General features: G+C 46.5%; 15 protein-coding genes and 19 tRNA genes. 28 read left to right on the top strand and 6 right to left on the bottom strand.

Annotation, left to right across the window (positions count from 1 at the left end; genetic code table 11):
* Window positions 1-115 precede the first annotated feature (115 nt).
* Entirely contained in the window at window positions 116-346 is a 231-nt protein-coding gene (locus NDI34_RS14295) for a hypothetical protein (protein WP_348232991.1), read from the top strand.
* Window positions 343-606: a hypothetical protein gene (locus NDI34_RS14290; RefSeq protein ID WP_348232973.1), complete on the top strand. Its 264-nt coding sequence runs from the start codon at window positions 343-345 to the stop codon at window positions 604-606. Before NDI34_RS14295 ends, NDI34_RS14290 begins: the two co-directional genes overlap by 4 nt.
* A 189-nt stretch (window positions 607-795) precedes the next feature.
* Here the strand turns inward: NDI34_RS14290 and NDI34_RS14285 are convergent, their stop codons facing one another.
* The 3 genes from NDI34_RS14285 to NDI34_RS14275 form a co-directional block, all read right to left on the bottom strand.
* Complete coding sequence (locus NDI34_RS14285; RefSeq protein WP_190444781.1) at window positions 796-1,200, bottom strand: fasciclin domain-containing protein; 405 nt, start codon at window positions 1,198-1,200, stop codon at window positions 796-798.
* Window positions 1,201-1,813: 613 nt separating this feature from the next.
* The gene (locus NDI34_RS14280; protein ID WP_199302948.1) at window positions 1,814-2,227 is read right to left on the bottom strand and encodes a hypothetical protein; all 414 of its coding nucleotides are present in this window, start codon (window positions 2,225-2,227) and stop codon (window positions 1,814-1,816) included.
* The gene (locus tag NDI34_RS14275) at window positions 2,217-3,110 is read right to left on the bottom strand and encodes a pirin family protein (protein WP_348232972.1); all 894 of its coding nucleotides are present in this window, start codon (window positions 3,108-3,110) and stop codon (window positions 2,217-2,219) included. The genes NDI34_RS14280 and NDI34_RS14275 overlap by 11 nt, the downstream gene beginning before the upstream one ends.
* Window positions 3,111-3,404: 294 nt before the next feature.
* On the opposite strand from NDI34_RS14275, the gene NDI34_RS14270 reads away from it, so the two are divergent.
* Entirely contained in the window at window positions 3,405-3,941 is a 537-nt protein-coding gene (locus NDI34_RS14270; RefSeq protein ID WP_348232971.1) for a PadR family transcriptional regulator, read from the top strand.
* Window positions 3,942-3,945: 4 nt separating this feature from the next.
* On the opposite strand, the gene NDI34_RS14265 is transcribed toward NDI34_RS14270, so the two are convergent.
* Entirely contained in the window at window positions 3,946-4,134 is a 189-nt protein-coding gene (locus NDI34_RS14265) for a hypothetical protein (RefSeq protein ID WP_190412516.1), read from the bottom strand.
* A 577-nt stretch (window positions 4,135-4,711) separates the two neighbouring features.
* On the opposite strand from NDI34_RS14265, the gene NDI34_RS14260 reads away from it, so the two are divergent.
* Window positions 4,712-5,584, top strand: a complete 873-nt coding sequence (locus NDI34_RS14260; RefSeq protein ID WP_348232970.1) for a hypothetical protein — start codon at window positions 4,712-4,714, stop codon at window positions 5,582-5,584.
* A gap of 157 nt (window positions 5,585-5,741) precedes the next feature.
* Here NDI34_RS14260 and NDI34_RS14255 read toward each other — a convergent pair whose 3' ends face one another.
* Entirely contained in the window at window positions 5,742-5,978 is a 237-nt protein-coding gene (locus NDI34_RS14255) for a hypothetical protein (RefSeq protein ID WP_190428006.1), read from the bottom strand.
* A gap of 462 nt (window positions 5,979-6,440) precedes the next feature.
* Here NDI34_RS14255 and NDI34_RS14250 point away from each other — a divergent pair, with 462 nt between their 5' ends.
* Together NDI34_RS14250 and NDI34_RS14245 are read left to right on the top strand one after the other, a co-directional pair.
* Window positions 6,441-7,673 carry a DUF4336 domain-containing protein gene (locus tag NDI34_RS14250; protein WP_348232969.1) on the top strand — a complete coding sequence of 411 codons (1,233 nt, stop codon included), beginning with the start codon at window positions 6,441-6,443 and terminating at the stop codon, window positions 7,671-7,673.
* An 11-nt stretch (window positions 7,674-7,684) separates the two neighbouring features.
* Window positions 7,685-8,200, top strand: coding sequence for a dihydrofolate reductase family protein (locus tag NDI34_RS14245; RefSeq protein ID WP_190412520.1), 516 nt, complete (start codon window positions 7,685-7,687; stop codon window positions 8,198-8,200).
* 72 nt (window positions 8,201-8,272) lie between these two features.
* Here the strand turns inward: NDI34_RS14245 and NDI34_RS14240 are convergent, their stop codons facing one another.
* Window positions 8,273-9,604, bottom strand: coding sequence for a GTPase (locus tag NDI34_RS14240; protein WP_348232968.1), 1,332 nt, complete (start codon window positions 9,602-9,604; stop codon window positions 8,273-8,275).
* A 193-nt stretch (window positions 9,605-9,797) separates the two neighbouring features.
* Between NDI34_RS14240 and NDI34_RS14235 the strand changes: the two genes are divergently transcribed.
* The 22 genes from NDI34_RS14235 (at window position 9,798) to NDI34_RS14130 (ending at window position 14,770) form a co-directional block, all read left to right on the top strand.
* Window positions 9,798-11,372 carry a metallophosphoesterase gene (locus tag NDI34_RS14235; protein ID WP_190412522.1) on the top strand — a complete coding sequence of 525 codons (1,575 nt, stop codon included), beginning with the start codon at window positions 9,798-9,800 and terminating at the stop codon, window positions 11,370-11,372.
* Window positions 11,373-11,698: 326 nt separating this feature from the next.
* On the top strand, window positions 11,699-11,899 hold the full coding sequence (locus NDI34_RS14230) for a hypothetical protein (protein WP_348232967.1): 201 nt from the start codon (window positions 11,699-11,701) through the stop codon (window positions 11,897-11,899).
* 174 nt (window positions 11,900-12,073) lie between these two features.
* Window positions 12,074-12,147, top strand: a tRNA-Asp gene (locus NDI34_RS14225).
* 44 nt (window positions 12,148-12,191) lie between these two features.
* Window positions 12,192-12,264 (top strand) — tRNA-Glu (locus NDI34_RS14220).
* A gap of 56 nt (window positions 12,265-12,320) precedes the next feature.
* A tRNA-Cys gene (locus NDI34_RS14215) sits at window positions 12,321-12,394 on the top strand.
* A 6-nt stretch (window positions 12,395-12,400) separates the two neighbouring features.
* Window positions 12,401-12,473, top strand: a tRNA-Lys gene (locus tag NDI34_RS14210).
* A 22-nt stretch (window positions 12,474-12,495) separates the two neighbouring features.
* Window positions 12,496-12,590: transfer RNA gene (locus tag NDI34_RS14205), tRNA-Met, on the top strand.
* Between the two features lie 109 nt (window positions 12,591-12,699).
* Window positions 12,700-12,783: transfer RNA gene (locus tag NDI34_RS14200), tRNA-Ser, on the top strand.
* 12 nt (window positions 12,784-12,795) lie between these two features.
* A tRNA-Tyr gene (locus tag NDI34_RS14195) sits at window positions 12,796-12,878 on the top strand.
* 45 nt (window positions 12,879-12,923) lie between these two features.
* Window positions 12,924-12,998: transfer RNA gene (locus tag NDI34_RS14190), tRNA-Trp, on the top strand.
* Between the two features lie 2 nt (window positions 12,999-13,000).
* Window positions 13,001-13,094 (top strand) — tRNA-Arg (locus tag NDI34_RS14185).
* A 7-nt stretch (window positions 13,095-13,101) separates the two neighbouring features.
* Window positions 13,102-13,187, top strand: a tRNA-Ser gene (locus NDI34_RS14180).
* A gap of 9 nt (window positions 13,188-13,196) precedes the next feature.
* Window positions 13,197-13,271: transfer RNA gene (locus NDI34_RS14175), tRNA-Phe, on the top strand.
* A 7-nt stretch (window positions 13,272-13,278) separates the two neighbouring features.
* Window positions 13,279-13,353: transfer RNA gene (locus NDI34_RS14170), tRNA-Asn, on the top strand.
* Window positions 13,354-13,358: 5 nt separating this feature from the next.
* Window positions 13,359-13,433: transfer RNA gene (locus NDI34_RS14165), tRNA-Gln, on the top strand.
* 5 nt (window positions 13,434-13,438) lie between these two features.
* Window positions 13,439-13,513 (top strand) — tRNA-Gln (locus NDI34_RS14160).
* A gap of 6 nt (window positions 13,514-13,519) precedes the next feature.
* A tRNA-Leu gene (locus NDI34_RS14155) sits at window positions 13,520-13,600 on the top strand.
* 9 nt (window positions 13,601-13,609) lie between these two features.
* Window positions 13,610-13,683: transfer RNA gene (locus tag NDI34_RS14150), tRNA-Leu, on the top strand.
* A 4-nt stretch (window positions 13,684-13,687) separates the two neighbouring features.
* A tRNA-Pro gene (locus NDI34_RS14145) sits at window positions 13,688-13,761 on the top strand.
* A gap of 3 nt (window positions 13,762-13,764) precedes the next feature.
* Window positions 13,765-13,838, top strand: a tRNA-Leu gene (locus NDI34_RS14140).
* 102 nt (window positions 13,839-13,940) lie between these two features.
* Window positions 13,941-14,708, top strand: a complete 768-nt coding sequence (locus NDI34_RS14135; RefSeq protein WP_242047377.1) for an HNH endonuclease signature motif containing protein — start codon at window positions 13,941-13,943, stop codon at window positions 14,706-14,708.
* Window positions 14,691-14,770 (top strand) — tRNA-Leu (locus tag NDI34_RS14130). The genes NDI34_RS14135 and NDI34_RS14130 overlap by 18 nt, the downstream gene beginning before the upstream one ends.
* Window positions 14,771-14,772 lie beyond the last annotated feature (2 nt).

Genomic DNA, 14,772 nt, shown 5'->3' with positions numbered 1-14,772 from the left:
GCGAACTGACTCTTTCAGCGCTAGGCTAACGCCTCGCTTCGCTGTTTTCATGCCCAAAGGGCTGTACGCGATCGCTCATAATAGAATACAGAATGTCAAGTCAGAGCAATACACTATGTCATCGGCAGCGATCGCTACACTATTAAAGATGATGGAGTCTTTGCCTGTTGATGTACAAGAGCAAGTTGCAGAGCATCTTCGGGAGTACATTTATGACTTGCAAGATGAAAATCGATGGAATGAATCGTTCCAGAGAACGGAACAAAAACTCGTTGCTGCTGCAAAACGTGCCAAACAGGAGATTGCTGAAGGGCAAGCTACTGTGATGGACTATGACCAACTATGAAGTCGGCAGTTCTTCCCTCATTTTGGGTGGAATATCGGCAGTTAAGCAATGATGTTAGGCAGAGTGCCAGGAAAGCTTATCGTCTGTGGGCAAAAAATTCATTTCACCCATCTTTGCATTTCAAGTGCATCAACAGTCAAGAGGATATTTGGTCTGTTAGAGTAACACGAGGTTATCGGGCGCTTGGAGTATTAGAAGGCGATACAGTTACATGGTTCTGGATCGGTAGCCACGACGATTATGAGCGGTTCTTCTCGTAAGTTGTATCAGGTCAATATTCGGCTATGCGAACTGACGAGTCAGCGCAACGCGATCGCATATTAACCCTAAGATCGCTTGAGAAACGTACTCGCAACTTTCCCATAGAGAAAACACATTTAAATAGTAGTGGGGCAGCGATTATATATAATCGCTGCCCCACACAGAGTATTAACTATTTCTTGCGTTACTTACGCAGGAAGCAATACTGTGTCAATGACGTGGATGACACCATTATCAGCAGCAACATCCGCTGTTGCAACTGTTGCATCATTCACTTTGACGCCACCATTGGAAGCATCAATTTTCACATCTGAACCCTGAACTGTAGTAGCTGACTTCAGCTTAACTACGTCAGCTGCCATCACTTTGCCGGAAACGACATGATAGGTCAGGATTTGCTTAAGCTTCGGAATATCTTGAAGCAAAGAATCTACTGTACCTGCGGGAAGTTTAGCGAAAGCTTCATCAGTAGGCGCAAATACAGTGAAGGGACCAGCGCCTTGTAGTGTATCAACCAAACCAGCAGCTTTGACGGCAGCAACTAGGGTGTTAAATGAACCAGCCTGAACGGCGGTATCAACGATATTAGCCAAGTTTTTTACCTAGTTTTTTGTCTCTTGTTAACAACTATAAAGTTTATTTTAATAAATTGTCTGTACCTTTAGGCATATCCCCAATTTGTTGAGTCGAGAGCCACACAAATACTAGATATCGTTTATACTAACAAAGTCATAGATTTGATTTAGGTTAAGTTGAGTTTATGCAAAAGTTATAGGATAAACTTCAACTTTATTTAAGAAGATTACTGAGCATTTTTATAACAATAATTACTGAGAGAGCCTACATTACTGCAAATGCAGTTGAGGCACCAGTCCCTCATATTTTTAATATAAATTTATGTAGTTTTATTCTACTCTTGCTAGACTAACTTGCTCGGCTGCATTTAGCAAATGTAAAACGCTGGAAACCTGAAGCAGCGATTCAGCGAAAGCAGATTTTCGGTTCTGTATTTTCTGTTCTGTAAGAGTAAGTGTGATTGGGAAAAGCCCAGCGCCTGTCTGAAGAGATGCCGAAAGTTGCTAAGCGCGATCGCACTCTTCTTAGATGAAGCCTAGATCGTTGCTTGCACTAAAGGAATCTCAAAGATTTCCGTACCCATAGAAAAGCACCGCAAGGTAAATTGCGGTGCTTTTCCTTCACTTGTCCTTATTTAGCAGATGCAAGCAGCTCTGATACCGATGCGTGTGCCAACACAACGCCCGGTTCGCGTTGGAAAGCATTGTAGTATTTCCGGGCAAATTCATTGCCTAGCTCTGACGGCGTCAGCAGCGTGCGGGCATTGGTAATCAGATTTTGGATATCATCCAGCGATACAGGTTCATCGCTAGAGAGCATTTCATCAATTTGCACAACCAGCTCAGAAAGGCGATGCAGCCACGCAAATTGTTCGTGCTCAATCACGAGTTTCAGGAGTTCTGTGTTGGATACCCGTCCGCGCACCTGTTCGTAAGTGATGCGTTCTGTGTCAAGCAACACCCGGTGGAGGTGCAACAATTTGTTCCGCAGATCGCGCAGATATTGATGTTGATGTATTCGTTGTAGCAGTGTGTTAGAAGTCAATGGAACCCATCCTCCCGTTACGATAATCTTCAATTGCTTGAACAATTTCTGCTTCGGTATTCATCACGAATGGCCCGTAGCGGACAACTGGCTCGTTTAGCGGTACGCCAGCAATGAGCAACACGTCCAATGGCGATCGCGCATCTGATGGATTTGAAATTGCTACTTCTTCACCATCTTGTGCAAACAACACCATCTGCCCATCTCCTGCACGTTCCTTGTCTGCACCAAACAAACCTTCTCCATCTAGCACGTATGTAAAGGCATTGTATTCTTTTGGCACAGGCTGAACCACTGTTCCGCCCGGTTGGAGCGTGAAGTGCAGGTACATTATCGGAGTCTGCATTGCGATCGCTGACTTCACTCCCAGCGCTTCTCCAGCGATCGCTTTTACCGTTACCAAGCCATCATCAGTCTGAGCAGTGGGAATTTGCTCCGCCGAGATTTCCTGATAACGAGGTTTCATCATCTTGTCCCGCCGAGGCAGATTCACCCAAAGTTGCAGTCCGTGAAGCCGTCCGCCAGACCGAGCAAATTCTCGCTCTGGCATTTCTGAATGGACAACACCCGCTCCTGCTGTCATCCACTGCACATCACCAGCACCCAACTGTCCTGCATGACCCTGTGAATCTTTGTGTTCCAAGCGCCCTTCAAGGACATAGGAAACCGTCTCAAAGCCCCGATGGGGATGATCCGGCGCTCCTTTTGCTTGACCCGGCTCAAAATCAACCGGCCCTAATTCATCAAGGAGGAGGAAGGGGTCGAAGTGGGAAAAGGCACTTTTAGGGAATGGGCGGCGCACAAGCATCCCTTCACCTTCCAGCGTTTCGACACTGTTAATGATGCCTGCAACCGTTCGCATCGTTCGTATTTGAGTCGTCATCAACTGTCTCCTTGATGCCTTAGTTATCAGTTTAATAAGAACCCTGGCGAAGAATATGCGGATAACCAGCACTTGCAGAGTATGAAATTCTATCTAAATGGGGTCATCAACCCCAGTCGGCAAGAAGCTGGTGCCTGGTTCAACTCAAGACCAAGCCGTTTTGTTCTTTATCAGAGCCAACCATCATTCCTCTCATTTACTTTGATTGCTCCTATATGTGATTAGTCATATATTAGCATAAGATCGTAAGTAACCAATAGAGCTTCCACTACTTCATTCTTCGGAAAACCGTCTATGTCTCTAGCACACGCAATTTTGGGTTTACTTCAGCAAGAAGAGAGGACGGGTTACGACCTGAAAACAAGCTGCTTCGATCGATGTATTGCTCACTTGTGGCCCGCAGACCAAGCACAAATCTACAGAACCCTCGATAAACTGGTTGGGCAAGGGTGGATTACCTGTACTGTAGAGATTCAGAGCGATCGCCCAAATCGCAAAGTTTACAGCGTGACGGAGGCAGGACAAGCCGAATTAATCCGATGGCTGCAATGCCCTCAGCCCTTGCCAACCGTGCGAGATCCCTTGCTCGTGCAGTTGCATTTTGCGGCGCAGTTACCGGATGAAGCTATCCTTCAACTATTAGAGGAGCAACTAACCGCACGCCGCCAAAAGCTAGCTGAGTGTGAAAATATTGACTTGCCAACCCTAAGCGATCGCTCTGCGAGCCGCGAGCAGATTCTGCAACGGCTCGGACTAGAATTAGCGATCCGCAGAGAACAAACTTACATTGATTGGCTCAAGACTGCTATAGAAGCGATCGGGAACGCATAATGAATCAACTAGAGGTAAAAACCAACGCCTCTATCTCGTCTTCCACTTCGCTAATCAGATCCTGCAATTGCCACCAATCGCAAGATTCCCTTGGTATCTGCTTTTGTTGTTCCAAAAGCTCGGAAAGCTGTGCGTTTAGCCGCTTGAATTCAGCAGTAATCCATTGAATCTTCATTTGACGGGCATCGGTCATAACTCTGAGTTCCCTTTACTGTGATTCTTCTTACAGGTTTGAATCAGTTAAACGGGAAAAATCACTCTAGTAAGTACACTATCCAAACAAGTCCACCCAAAATCGCTAAATTTCTTGATCAAAGGCAGACTCTAATCCTTTTCGGATAAGGTACGAGCTTGCCTAAACTCCTTGAAAAAGGGAGAAAATATTCTTTTTTTTAAAAACGGTAGTGAGAATCCTGATTTCTCCCCGATACTCCTTGCAAAGAGAAAAGATAGCTTCTTTTTTCAAGCGATCGCATAGGTGGATGCGCCCAGTCATTCCTGTGCGATGCGATCGCTCCCTTGGCAGAGTTTGGGGGTATCTGATGTGTAGCCTCACCAAAGGAGAAGAGGATTAGCCAAAAAACAGCAAATATTAATTTCTTTTTTCCAAACTAAAATCCTTGCTCTATAAGGATTTTAGAACTTATCGGCAAAGCATAGGCTTTCTAGCGCTTCGGGAAACACAGTAATTTGAAGTGAAGATACCTATTACTGACCCAAAAGCGTAGTTATCAAGAATGCACTCACTCAATTTTGGAAAAAACTCAAACATGAAAAATTTGACCAAGACAATTGCATTCACTATTTGCTCTCTCTGGCTTGTGAGTTGTGGTAACTCGCTTCCCAATGCTTCTCAGCAAAATCAACCAAATAACGCCCCAGAAACGAAGGCGGATTCTTCTAATAAAGTTGAACCAGATAGCGAAGTCAAAGCTAATTCTTCTAATAAATCTCAAACAAATACCGAAATTAGCACTGATTCTTCTAATAAAAGTCAAACGAATACCCAAGTTAAACGCGATAAAAATAAGCAAGTTTCAACCAAGCAGCCAACCATTGGTACCGTCACAAACATGGTACAAGGTGACCTCAAATGCTACGTCACCCTAGTAGATGAAAACAGAATCGAGAGGAATGTTGGCGCATCATTTGAAGTCTGCGAACAAGAAAAAACTTTTTTGAATAAGAAAGTTCGTAACTCTTATGAAATCCTCTCCGTTAATGATTGCGAAAGCATCGAACCTTGCGGCAAAAGCAAAAAAGAATCCCTCATCACTAAAATGGAGATTGTCGAGGATGGAAACTCTCAAGCTCCAACTGACTCACAAACTCTCAGTAATGGTGAGTGGACAATAACGGTTGGTAATGCAAAATCTTGGTCAGGAGTCAATGGAACGGGAAATCTTAGCTACCGTGGTTGTGATGCTAACGGAAAATGCATCAATTTAACTGGAGGTAAAATCACTTGTCGGGATGGAAGTTGTACCACAGGCTGGGCGAATGGGGATTATTTTTACATTCTTGAGACACCAATCAGCAATCCCGATCAGCCTGAAGGAGCTGACTCTTCAACAACCTTAACAGTAAAGAAAGGAGCTGAGGTGATTCTAACAGCTAAAGGATTGAAAGCCGTATCTCCCTAACAATTCTCCCAACCCAAAGTTGAGTTATAAACGGTTATTTCTAGCTTGAGTTTTAGGGAAAAGAACGCAAGGAGAAAGCGCTAGTATGCCAAAGATTTACCAAGGGCATTGGCATACTAGCAAGCCTTGCAGAAGGAAAGGCTTGTGGGAGCAATTATTAAATAATCGCGCTGATGATGAGCGTTACTGCAAGTGCGTAACAAAAAATAGCTGTAGCGCGATCGCCAATTCTACGCCTAATGAGGAGTGTCTTTCGGGTTTGCCAAAACCAACTAGGTTTTGTGTAGGTGACAAAGACGAGAAAAATGGCTGTAACTAAGTAAATTGGGTTCATCTCAAGCCACACTCCCTTAGTCGTGACATACAGACGCGATCGCTCTTTAAAAAAAACCATCTCAAAGACTTCAACCGTAAAATCCCAAATTCCGGAGTTCTTGTGCAATCGCCCAGAAACCGCGTTCAGCCTTCAATAGCGTGTAGTCGCAATCCTAGCATTTGAATGGTGAGCTAACCCTTCAGATACCCGACTCCGTAAGAGTTTTCGGGTATCTCGCCTTCAGGAATCATTTAGGGGCGCTATAGTACAAATAAATTGTTGTTAGTGGCTACTGGCAAGGACGCGAACTGACAAGTCAGCGTTAGGCTAACGCCTCGCTTCGCTGTTTTCATGCCCAAAGGGCTGTACGCGATCGCTGCCAGTCTTCTACCATCCAAAATTTGAAATCTAAAATCTAAAATGGTATAAGCAGGCTGAGTTTTAACAAAAATGTAGTTTATTGTGACAACAATTTGCTACACTCCAACTTCTGAAGTTCAAATAAACACAGATTGAGCGAATGCGGAAGGGGGTCGTGAAGTGGCTGATGATGAACGCACACTAAACGCAGAACAGATTCATCTGAGGGACTTTTCCTGGTCTTTCTGGTTTACTTTGCCCCTCTATCCTTTTGGCAGTCGGCGGACAATCCGCAAAGAAGTTGTTCAGGATACAATCTGGACTTTTGACCAGCTTCAGGGCATCTTCTACGTTGTCGTGCCGATTCGCATGACGGTCGTTAAGCTAGATGAAGGGGGTTTGCTCGTCTATGCGCCGGTTGCGCCGACTCCTGAGTGTATCCGGCTTGTCAAAGAATTGGTAGCAGAACACGGAGATGTCAAGTACATCATCCTACCCACGATTTCTGGACTAGAACACAAAGTCTTCGTGGGTCCCTTTGCTAGATGTTTTCCGCTTGCACAGGTTTTTGTGGCTCCTTCTCAGTGGAGTTTTCCCCTCAATCTCCCCCTCAGTTGGCTGGGTTTGCCTTCCAAACGCACTCAGGTACTTCCACAAGACAGCAGCACTACCCCCTTTGCCAACCAGTTTGACTACGCGATACTAGGTCCCATCTACCTGGGACCGGGTAAGTTCGCGGAAGTTGCATTTTTTCATGCGCGATCGCGCATGCTACTTGTAACCGACTCGGTAATTTCCATACCAGAAGATCCGCCGGCAATTGTCCAATTAGACCCCTATCCTTTGCTGTTCCATGCCAAGGAGCAAGCGTCTGATATCGTTGCCAACACTCAGGCAAATCGCCGGAAGGGATGGCAGCGCATCTCCCTATTTACTTTGTATTTCCAACCAGGCGTGCTAGAAGTACCGAAATGGGGTGAAGTGTTTCGCAATGCTCTCAAAGCACCGGAACGTTCTAAGAAAGCTTATTTCGGTTTGTTTCCCTTTAGATGGAAGCCAGATTGGAAGCGGTCGTTCGATGCGCTGCGAGGAGATGGTCGTCTGTTTGTGGCACCAATTCTACAAACTTTGATTCTCAACCGCGCACCGAAAGAAACTATCGAATGGGCAGATAAGGTAGCAAGTTGGGACTTTCAGCGAATTATTCCCTGCCATTTTGACTCGCCAATTCAAGCAGAACCGCATCAGTTTCGACAAGCATTCTCCTTCCTAGAAAAGCGCCCTTCTCAAAGTGCAGGATTGTTCACCAGTAGCACTTATCCCTTGCCAGAGCAAGATTTTCAGTTACTAAAGGTACTGGATAAAGGTTTGAATAAGCTTGGCATCGTACCACCAGCAAAGGAAAAGGTATAGGAAAAAGAGCAATGCGTAAAGTTATCCTGTTCATTGCATCCAGTTTAGACGGTTATATTGCGCGGCAGTCTGGCGACATTGATTGGTTATTTACAGACCAAGATTACGGCTATTCAGAATTCTTCGCCAGTGTTGATACTCTTCTGATGGGTAGGAAAACTTACGAGCAAGTGCTGACTTTCGGTGAGTATCCTTACAAAGGTGTAAAAAGCTATGTGTTTACAAAAAATCCTCTCTTTCCAGCAGATAGCAATGCTGAAGTTATCAGGGAAGACATCACGGAATTTGTAGAGCAATTGCGTCAGGTAGATGGAAAGAATATCTGGTTAGTTGGCGGATCTCAACTGACTCATGCCTTGATGAGTCAGAACCTAGTAGATGAGCTAATTCTTTCAATACATCCAACGATATTGGGTGAAGGAATTCCATTATTTGATAATGGAACAATTTCTCAATCTTTGAATCTTACTAAATGTCAAACTTATGATTCTGGTCTTGTGCAACTGTCTTATGATGTAGTGCATTAAAGTGAGTAAATGGCAATAGAAATCGATGCGCTGTTTCAATTCTTGCTGCAATGCAAATTGGCACAGGTTTTATCAACGCTTGATTCCTTTAAATCGTTCTTGCGCTGTTTTAAACGCTTCTTGCATCACAGACTGAATTTTCTGAGGATCGGGTTTTTTACCCCCCATTAAGTCACCAAAATAAACGCAGGCACCTTCGCCCAATGACCAGGTGTAGGCAGCTGCCCAGGAAGCAGCGATCGCGCTCCCAAAACCCGGTAAGAATTTAATTAACTCCCGTCCGATTGCCCTTGCTAGGAAACCGCTGGCGATCGCGCTAACGACCCCCCCCGCCTGCGATGGACTCAGGGTTTGCCCGTACAATTTTCCTAACAAACCGACCATTGAGACTTGCAAGGCAGTTAGGACAGGCATGGTGGCAAACGGCAACGGTACTGCCTCAATCGCAGCTGCCATGATAGAAAATGCCAACATATAACGGCGTCCAACATCCCGGTAGAGGTTGCCAATTTGTTCGCTAGCGCCCTTATCCAATAATTGATAAATCGCCCGCGCTTCCGCTTCTGGTAGGAGGTCTGCCAAGGTATCTCGCAACGCCTCTAAGCCATAAAATACCGGAGTGTAACCATCTTCTTCTAGGGTGAAGTCAATGATAACGGAGAGATCGCACACTCCGGCAAACGCTTGTTGAATGGCACCGAAAGCTCGGTTAACCTCCTCATAATCGGGTGGATAAGCGGGATGATCGTTAGTACCGGGAGGATAAACCTCATGCAAGCAGGTGACAGCTAGCAGACAGGGAATATCTGGATACTGCTGACGCAGCTGAGTCGTAATCTGTCGCAGTGTGTCGGTTGCAAAATCATTAATTTTGACCGTCAGAATCAGAATTCTGGCAGAACGGCTCTCCTGTTGCAAATCGCCAACCAACTCCTTAACGATCGCCTGAGTGTCCTGATTTACATCTCCCAGCCCGACCGTATCTGTAAAAATGAGCAAGGGCACGTCGCTAGAAGGATAAGCATACCGTTCCGTGTGTTGCGTGTGAGGACGAAATCCCTGACCGACAATCTCAGCAGAAACGCCCGTCAGCCCCCGCACAATCGAACTTTTCCCTGCTTGAGGTTTCCCAATCAAAAGGGCTTCTGTCGTGGGGAGTTCAGCTCGAACCGTCTCCAAAATCTCTGCAACCCGGTCTTCGCTGACACTAAACCACCCAACAGTCTTTTGTGCCACTTGTTCTACAGGTAGCAGTTGCCTCAAGCGTGCGGTTGCGTCGTTCCAAACACCCGCAATGCGGTTTTTGGGAGAATCATTGACCGACTCAGTCGTCACAGCATCCTTTGGTTCGCTAGGTTGCTGAGAATCCATTGACGACGAATCAGCATCACGTTGCTCAGTCATAGAGATTAAAACGGCGGATAGATTCAGATTACATCGTGTCTATCTTCTAGACTACAAGCAAGCTACTCGTCGCTCTCGCCGATCGGAAAACTAATATAAACCGATAGAAGCCTTCTGCGGACGCAGGCAGGTACAATCAGCATGCAGTGGGACGAGCAACGAGGGCACAGAGAAATCTGGGAGTAAAGCAGCTATGCAATTTGTATCCGATCCACCGATCTCGGTCAAAATCCGTAAGATGAACGAACGAGTGCGATGGCTTGCACCGAGTCTTGTGGAACGAGGAATCGATCAAACCCGGATGGTTTTAGACGATGGCGCTTCTGACACTCCGGAGTTCTCATTTTTAGTCGTGGGGGATAGTGGCTCCGGCTCCTATCGAGGATACAACCCCCAACGACAAATCGCAGAACTCATGCTTGCCCACCGCGAACAGAGCCGTTTCGTGTTGCACACCGGCGACGTGATCTATCTGGTTGGCTCCAGCGAATACTACCTAAAAAACTTTATTTCTCCCTACCGAGAGTTTTTGGTAGGAGGCGATCGCCCGGAACGCATTGCCTACGATCAAATGGTCTTCAATATGCCGTTCTTGCCGGTGCCAGGGAACCACGATTACTATGACCTACCCTTTATCTATGGTTTAATCGCCCAGGCTTCGCTGCCCTTACGCCGCCTGCTGCGCTCTCAGTTAGACTTGGACATTGGCTGGCACGGTTCGGGTCAAGGGAATGCCTATGCACGAGCGTTTCTTGACTACCTCAAAGCGTTCAATAGCGAGAGCGAATTGGCTCGTCATCTAGATCGTCATTACACTGCCAAGACGGATACAGGTCGCTGTCTTTCTTATCAACCGGGACGCTTCACCCGCTTACCTAACCGCTATTACACGTTTCGCAGCGGTGGAATTGATTTCTTTGCACTCGATTCAAATACTTTCAATGCGCCAATCCCCCTGCCAACGACTCAAGAGGGGGACGACTACCGTAGCGAATTAGAAAATCGTCGGTCTGACTTGGAACGGCAGAAACTTCAAATCATGGAAGCCTCAGCTCTACTGAGTTCCGGGCGACCTGAAGAGGCTGAACAGCTGGATGACAATCAAGCCAAGCTAGAGCAAATCGACGAACTGTTGATTGACATCAACAAGCAACTGGCAGCGGACGAAACAACAGTCACTGACGTTGAGCAGCTGGACTGGCTGCGGCAAAGGCTGATCGAATCTTGGAATACTGCCGAGGTGCGCGGGCGGGTCATTTATTTCCACCATCCCCCCTACGTCACGGAGGCGACGAAGTGGCACCAGGCGCAAACTTTAGCGGTTCGCCACCGCCTCCGCCGGGTGTTGGATGCGGTGAAGCAAGCAGTCGGAAACCAGGCGGAGGGGCGTCCGCTGGTCGATCTGATTCTAAACGGTCACGCTCACTGCCTGGAATATCTCCAAACTGGCGATACCGGATACGGGGACTCCAATATCAATTGGATTGTTTGTGGTGGCAGCGGTCACAGTCTCCGCCGTCAGCGGTCTGAGGGAGCGGAATTGACGGAGAATTTTGGGGGTATCAAGGGCGATGATACTCGGTTGGTGGCAAAATCGCTGCTTTTTGTCGGTCGTCACGGTCAGGGGTTGCAGAAGCGACGACCTTACTCATTTTTGCGAATTGATGTCTTTGACGGTTGCCCCCCGAAGTTCAAAGTCCGACCGTTTATCGCAGAGCGATCGCGGCGAGAGTGGAGTAATAGCGAGATTGAAGCGTTTTCAATCTAAGTTTTTGTAGGATAAGCGATCGCTATAGGGTCAGTGACCCTCCTTTTGTCTTGCGTCAGTGCCATCCGCCAGGGAACCATCCGCCAGGGGATAAGCGATCGCTCCCGCCCATACTACATCCTGCAATTACTTACATATATATAGATGACTTGGCAAAACGTCAGGTATAAAACTCAAGCTCAGTGAGGGTTCTGGGTGATTTTTCTGCATCTTTGCAAAATCCTCAATATATTTTTCCCCAACCCCTTGACACTTTATGTAGCATTTATGTAGTATAAGTATATTGAAAGAGGGAAAGAGACAACAACCTCTAACCCAAAAAAGTCATGGTGCTACTTTTCGTCCAACGGATTAATAAAGGCTGGCATCCGCCAGAATCCTTTAAGATGCCGCATCAGCCTACTTCCAAAAAACCTGAAGTAGACATGAAACAAGCGGATAATACACATCTCATGAAAACTAAAAATGCTGAATCTAGGCGGAATATCCAACAGGTTTATCACCTAGAAAGGCGATTGTTTCTGTAAATATTCTCAGTCTTTTTCTGAACCTTGAAAACTGAATAAGAAATCACCTATTTAACGATTTAACCTGTGCATTCTTGATTAAGCACAGACATCTCAAGTGGGGGGATAGCCTAGCAAGCAATGCCCCCACATTCCGGAGATGTAACACGTTTGTAGCAAGATTGCTGAATTGATGAGGCTGTAACTCAGTTGCGTAGAGTGCTTGTCTGTCGAACAAGATGTCGCGGGTTCAAGTCCCGTCAGCCTCGTTCAGCAAATAGAGATAAAAATTCTTAATCTCATCTCGCTACAAGGTCCCATCGTCTAAGCGGCTAGGACACAGTGCTTTCAATACTGGAATACGGGTTCAAACCCCGTTGGGACTATGGGGCGATTTAGTATCTGTTTCTTCTTGCAGATTATAAATTGCCCAAATCGTCGAGGTCGAGTCGCCAAGAGGCTTAAGGCGTCTCTCTGCAAAAGAGAAATTCGTGGGTTCAAATCCCACCTCGACCTCTCAAAGGGAGTATAGCTCAATTGGCAGAGCAGGCGGCTCTTAACCGTATGGTTGCAGGTTCAAGTCCTGCTACTCCCACTGCCCTCAAGACTGCGATCGAGGGAGTATAGCTCAGGTGGTAGAGCAGCCTTCTCATAAGGGGCTAGTCGTAGGTACCCTTCGGGAACGCTTCGCGAACAAGTCCTACTACTCCTACTCAAGCTCAAAGCCTCATCGTCTAGCGGTTTAGGACATCGCCCCCTCAAGGCGAGTACAAGGGTACCCTTCGAGAAGGCTTCGCCTACAAATCCCTTTGGGGCTATCTGGAGAGGTGGCTGAATGGTAAAAGCGCTTTTCTGCTAAAGAAGTTTGGGGCAACCCATTGCAGGTTCGAGTCCTGTCCTCTCCGCCTTTTTCATTTGGGTCGGCTCGCCTATTAGCGTGGGCAGTGGTCTGTAAAACCGCCGCTTTTATGCATTGCAGGTGCGAATCCTGCCCGACTCATTAAACTTTAGATTTTTAATTTTAGATTCAAAGTTCAAATCGTATGTGGGGATGGTGTAATTGGCAACATCTCGATCTCCAAAATCGATGATCTGAGTTCAAATCTCAGTCCCCGCGCCATTGAGAGCGTAGTTTAACTGGATAAAACATCGGTCTACGAAACCGTAGCTTGCTTCCCGGAGGGTAGACGTGGGGGTTCAAGTTCCTGCGCTCTCGTCAACTTGGAGAGGTGGTCGAGTGGCTTAAGGCGCAGACTTGGAAAGTCTGATTAGGTTTTACCTAACGCAGGTTCAAATCCTGTCCTCTCCGTTGAAACTTCCCCCGGTAGCTCAGTTGGTAGTTAGCGCCTGTTTGAAGCACAGGAGGTCGTCAGTTCGATTCTGACCTGGGGGGCTGTCGTTGCCTCATAGCTCAATGGTAGAGCCACGCGCTGTTAATGCGGGGGTTGTAGGTTCGAGTCCTACTGGGGCAGCCATTCATTGCCGGGTAGACGAATAGGCAAGTCGCAGTTCTCTGAAATCTGAGATACAGGTTCAAGCCCTGTCCCGGCATCCAATCATTGCCCTGTGGTGTAACTGGCAACATCTCGCTCTTTGAAAGCGAAGTTCTAGGTTCAAAACCTGGCGGGGCAGCCAAATCATGCTCCTGTAGCCCAATTGGAAGAGGCCGCTACCTCAAAAGTAGTTGTAATTTGTGTGTGGGTTCGACTCCCACTAGGAGCATCAAAACTCGCTCCTGTAGCCCAATCGGAAGAGGCAGCAAGCTTAAACCTTGCGCGTTGCTGGTTCAAGCCCAGCCAGGAGTATCTACGGGGTGTGGCGCAGCTTGGTAGCGCGGCAGCTTTGGGAGCTGAAGGACGCAGGTTCAAATCCTGTCACCCCGATATGCCCCTGTGACGTAATTGGAAACCGTCGCTCATTCAGGTCGAGTGTTTTGCAGGTTCGAGTCCTGTCAGGGGTACTTGGCTAACAGCCAATTTTTAACACGATGAGACAGCAAATGCTCAGCTTTAATGGAAAACTACATCTGATATGCTGGCAATATGTTTTCCAGTAAGTTTTGATGAAGTACACTAAAGAACTACTAGAACCAATAGTTCAAGAATCTGTGTCTGTTTCAGAAGTCCTAAGAAAATTAGGAAAGCGGCAATCAGGAAGTATTCATAGCTATGTATCCAAGAAGATTAAAGAGTTAGGAATAGATACATCCCATTTTCTGGGTCAAGCAGCTAACCAAGGAAAATACCACAAAGGAGTACGGAGGCAAACATGGCAAGAGATTCTGGTATTGCGCTCAAGGAATAGAAGAGAAGATGCATACCGTTTGAGAAGAGCACTGATTGAGTTCGGGAGAGAGTATAAATGTGAAAATTCTAACTGTTGTGTTCGAGATAGTTGGCTGGGTAATAAAATAGTTCTTCATGTCGATCACAAAAACGGTAATGGTCTAGATAACAGACCAGAAAACATTCGCTTCCTGTGTCCGAACTGTCACAGCCAAAGTGATAATTACGGATTTTCAAAAGGCTATACAGACACAATTAGCAATGCGAAAGGTTGTAGGGAGCGATACAGACAACGCAGAATGCGTGAAACTGGAAATCAAAATCCTGGAAAAAAGGTTCCTCACATAAAAGCCAGAAAAGTTGAACGTCCTTCTAAAGAAGATTTGCAAAAGCTAGTCTGGGAAAAACCAACTATTCACATAGCTAAAGATTTTGGTGTCAGCGATAAAGCGATAGAAAAATGGTGTAAAGCTTACGGCATTCAGAAGCCTCCTAGAGGTTATTGGGCTAAACAACAGTCTCTTCAAGCTCCCGTGGCGGAATAGGTAGACGCACTCAGTTGAGCGCTGAGTTACTTGTGTTGCAGGTTCGACCCCTGTCGGGAGTATC

The organism is Trichocoleus sp. DQ-U1 (genome assembly GCF_039961925.1).
GTDB lineage: Bacteria > Cyanobacteriota > Cyanobacteriia > Cyanobacteriales > FACHB-T130 > FACHB-T130.
This window is presented reverse-complemented; position numbering and strand designations above follow the sequence as displayed.